The organism is Nocardioides sp. (assembly GCF_025964975.1).
Lineage (GTDB): Bacteria > Actinomycetota > Actinomycetes > Propionibacteriales > Nocardioidaceae > Nocardioides.
In genome coordinates this window covers 1-3,364 of sequence record NZ_JAOPXV010000065.1, presented here as the reverse complement: position 1 = coordinate 3,364, position 3,364 = coordinate 1, and the positions used below count along the sequence as shown (strand labels likewise).

Here is a 3,364-nt window from a genome sequence, read left to right as displayed (position 1 = left end):
CCGACATCGCCGCGGACCATCACCGTGACCAGACCGCCGCCGATCTGCTCGCGACCGAGCAGGATGACGTTGGCGGCCTTCACCATCGCGTCGGCCGCTTCGATCGCGCCGACCAGACCCTTGGTCTCGATCAGACCCAGAGCTGTGGTCGGGATTCCGTTGTTTGGTGCCATGGCTGTGCCTCCTGTGTAGGTCCGCCAGAGAATCCGGGCGGTGTGGTGTGTGGGCTAGGAGCTGGTGGAGAAGACCGTCTGTTGCCCCAGCGACACGGAGTCGACGATCGCGACAACCGCTGCATCGGTGGGTGTGCTGGCGCTGCTCGTCGGCACCCGGGCACCGCCGCCGCGCGTGACCAGCACGACTTCGCCGGTGCCGGCTCCGGTGAGGTCGATGGCGACGTAGGTGGGAGTGCCGTCGATCTCGCCGCCTGAGGCGTCCACTGGGTGGAGCAGCAAGAGCGTGAAGCCGGCGAACCCCTCGTGCTTCGCGGTCGAGACCACTTGGCCCAGCACCCGTGCCAGCTCCATGTTGCTGCCTCCTTGTGTCGGGTTGTGTCACTCGTCACTCTTGAGTTGGAACGTTGGTCGACAGGGCGCCGCTGGCGCTTATCCCGGAGCGACAACAACGCGCGCCAGATCATGGCGGTGAGGGACAGGAGAGTCGCCGCGCATCGTGGCAAAGATGACGGACGTCACACCGATGAGGGACTGCAGGTCAACCCCGATGAGCTACGAAGGCGGCACGCATGATCACTCCAGAAGATGTGGAGTTCCACCCTGTCGAGAACGACAGCCCCATCTGGGCCGAGACCAACTTCTTTGGGTTCTACAACACGGAAGAGCATCTGAACATCGGGGTCTACGCCCTCTTTCGCCCCCAGCTCGGTGTGGTGCACTCCACGATCAGCATGAACGATCACGACGCACTGGAGCCCTGGCGCGCCAACTTCTTCGACCATCGCGCTCACCTGCCGATCCCGGAGCCTCAGCGGCTCTCGGACTACTCCCTGCTCAACGGTCTGCACGTCACGTGCACCGAGCCGAACATGAACTGGCGCATCGAGTACGACGACGGGGCCGGCACCACGATCGACGTCGAGTACCGAGCCTTGATGCAGCCCTTCGACATCGCCGACCCTGACATGGACCCCATCACAGCGGCCCGAGCCAAGGAGGAGGACTTCGCGTGGGGGGAGGCCTACAACGGGCACTTCGACCAGACCGGGCACTACACCGGGGAAGTGTCCATCCGGAGGCGGACGATCCCCATCGACTGCGTCTCCACCATGGACCACAGCTGGGGACCGCGGGCAGAACGCGGAGCCCCCAACATGAGCTGGCTCCACGCGCACGTGGACGACAACTACGCGGTCCACGCGATCTGGTCGTTCGACCACACCGGAGAGACCGACGAGCTCACCCTGAATCACGGTTACGCCATGGTCGACGGCCACGCCTACGGGCTTGCTTCAGGCTCGGGTCGAACGACCCGTGACAAGCACCTCTACGCCCGGGAGGTCGAGCTGCAGGTCACGGACTCCCGAGGTGAGGCGCACGAGCTGAGGGGCACCGGGCTGACCCGGTTTCCCTGGCAGGCGTGGCCCAACATGGTCGGATTCAACGTGCTGGCCCGCTGGACGGTGAACGGCCGCGAAGGCTATGGAGAGCTCCAGGACTTCGTGGAGACCACGCACCTGGCCGCGCTCGCAGACCGCGGCACGACCTCGAGCGCCGTCTGACATGAGCACGCGCATCGTTGTCTTCGATATGGACGGGACCCTCGTCCAGGCTCGGGGTGCAGCGTGGGAGATCTTCCAGGAGACCGCCCGGAAGTTCGACCTGCCGGTGCGAAGTGCGCAGGAGTTCTTCGACCTCTTCAACGATAATTTCTTCGAGTCCCTCGATCGCGTGGCAGGGGACCCCGCCAGGGCCGAAACGGCGCGCCAGCACTTCGTGACTGCCCTACAGGAGCGCTACACGCCGACGCTCGTGCCCGGCATGGCCGACGTTGTCAAGAAGCTCGCTCCCCACTACGCACTGGCCGTGATGTCGTCGAACGCGATGACCGCCATCCGCCGGACACTCGAGGAGGCGGGTATAGCTCGGTGCTTCGCCCACGTCTTCTCCGCCGACATCGCGTCCAGCAAGACCAACAAGCTTCGCGAGGTGCTTGCAGACCCGCTCTACGGCAACGTCCGGCGTTGCTCGCCCGAGTACGTGGAGGACGAGCCGGGCTCGGGCGACGAGGTCGTCCTGGTCACCGACACCGTCGGCGACGTCAGGGAGGGTGTCGCCGCGGGAGTGCGCGTCGTCGGGGTGTCCTGGGGGATGCACAGCGAGGAGGCTCTGGTCATGGCCGGCGCCGAGTTCGTCGCCTGCTGGCCCCAGGAGCTGGTCACTCGCCTCCTGCCGGACGGAAGCTGTCGGGCGGGGGCCTGCACTTGCGAGTCCGGGAGCTGTCAGACCACCGGCACCTGCTCCGTGAGCCCGACCGTTGTCGGCCTCGATCGCCTCGACCTGACGAGGACCACGCTCGATGCGGTGCAGCGGGCGTCCGCGAATCGCCTCGCCGTCCGTCGGCCCGGCGCGCCATCGCCGGCGTCTGCCAGCGCCGCCGCCGTGACCAAGTCGTCCCATGACGACAGTGAGCTGACCGCGGCACTGGCGCGGATCAGCACCCATGCGTAGCCGCTTCGAGCTCGGGCGCATCCCGCGGTGACGACCACCGATTTCACCAACAAAGAAGGAGGCATCACCTGATGTCAGTCGTTGCAGAAGGCTACAACGCCTTTGAAACCACCAAGAGGCCCTCGGGGGTCGTGAAGTACCTGCCTGACCCAGCGTCCGTGATGGCGCTGATCCGCAGCGGGACGCTTAAGGACCACGTCCTCCTCGTCCGGGGTGGGACGACGACCTTCCTTGCGCCAGCGCTCAGCATGGGATCGACCGCCATCATCACCATGTCCGGGGCACCCGAGTCGCACCTCGGGATCCTCTCGCGCGAGTTCCAGACCCCGTGCGTCATGACGGCCGGACTGGTCGACAGCGAGTCGCGCTACGTGCCTGGCGAGACGGACGACTCCCACTTCGAGGAGATCGTGGCCGCCCTCGACGGCAAGACCGTGACCATCGACTGCAGCGACTCGACCACTGGTCGAGTCATCCTCGAAGACTGATCGGGAGGGCATCACATGACCGAGAGCAGCACCGCCAGGGCGTCGTACAAGAAGCGCTATGAGGAAGGAGACGATGGTCTCCGCTTCCAGGATCTCCTCTATCAGGGCAACTTCCATGGCATGGACCCGATCCCCGACGGCATCAAGGGCGACCGCATGATCCGCGAGCGACTCAAGAGCGGCGTCATG

5 protein-coding genes are annotated in these 3,364 nt (G+C 65.7%); 3 read left to right on the top strand and 2 right to left on the bottom strand.

The window, feature by feature from the left end; translation table 11 throughout:
* Positions 1-173, bottom strand: a 173-nt coding sequence (locus tag JWN68_RS04870) for a BMC domain-containing protein (protein WP_297735515.1), incomplete at its 3' end; no start/stop codon positions are given.
* Between the two features lie 54 nt (positions 174-227).
* On the bottom strand, positions 228-527 hold the full coding sequence (locus JWN68_RS04865) for a EutN/CcmL family microcompartment protein (protein ID WP_297735511.1): 300 nt from the start codon (positions 525-527) through the stop codon (positions 228-230).
* A 218-nt stretch (positions 528-745) separates the two neighbouring features.
* On the opposite strand from JWN68_RS04865, the gene JWN68_RS04860 reads away from it, so the two are divergent.
* The 3 genes from JWN68_RS04860 (at position 746) to JWN68_RS04850 (ending at position 3,175) form a co-directional block, all read left to right on the top strand.
* Complete coding sequence (locus tag JWN68_RS04860; protein ID WP_297735506.1) at positions 746-1,738, top strand: hypothetical protein; 993 nt, start codon at positions 746-748, stop codon at positions 1,736-1,738.
* A 1-nt stretch (position 1,739) separates the two neighbouring features.
* Entirely contained in the window at positions 1,740-2,687 is a 948-nt protein-coding gene (locus JWN68_RS04855) for an HAD hydrolase-like protein (protein ID WP_297735503.1), read from the top strand.
* A 71-nt stretch (positions 2,688-2,758) separates the two neighbouring features.
* The gene (locus tag JWN68_RS04850) at positions 2,759-3,175 is read left to right on the top strand and encodes a PEP-utilizing enzyme (protein ID WP_297735500.1); all 417 of its coding nucleotides are present in this window, start codon (positions 2,759-2,761) and stop codon (positions 3,173-3,175) included.
* The last annotated feature ends 189 nt before the right edge of the window (positions 3,176-3,364 follow it).

Bases quoted from the DNA above. Each gene is read 5' to 3' on its own strand.
- JWN68_RS04850 (WP_297735500.1), top strand. From the start codon at position 2,759: ATGTCAGTCGTTGCAGAAGGCTACAACGCCTTTGAAACCACCAAGAGG.
- JWN68_RS04860 (WP_297735506.1), top strand. From the start codon at position 746: ATGATCACTCCAGAAGATGTGGAGTTCCACCCTGTCGAGAACGACAGC.
- JWN68_RS04855 (WP_297735503.1), top strand. From the start codon at position 1,740: ATGAGCACGCGCATCGTTGTCTTCGATATGGACGGGACCCTCGTCCAG.
- JWN68_RS04865 (WP_297735511.1), bottom strand. From the start codon at position 527: ATGGAGCTGGCACGGGTGCTGGGCCAAGTGGTCTCGACCGCGAAGCAC.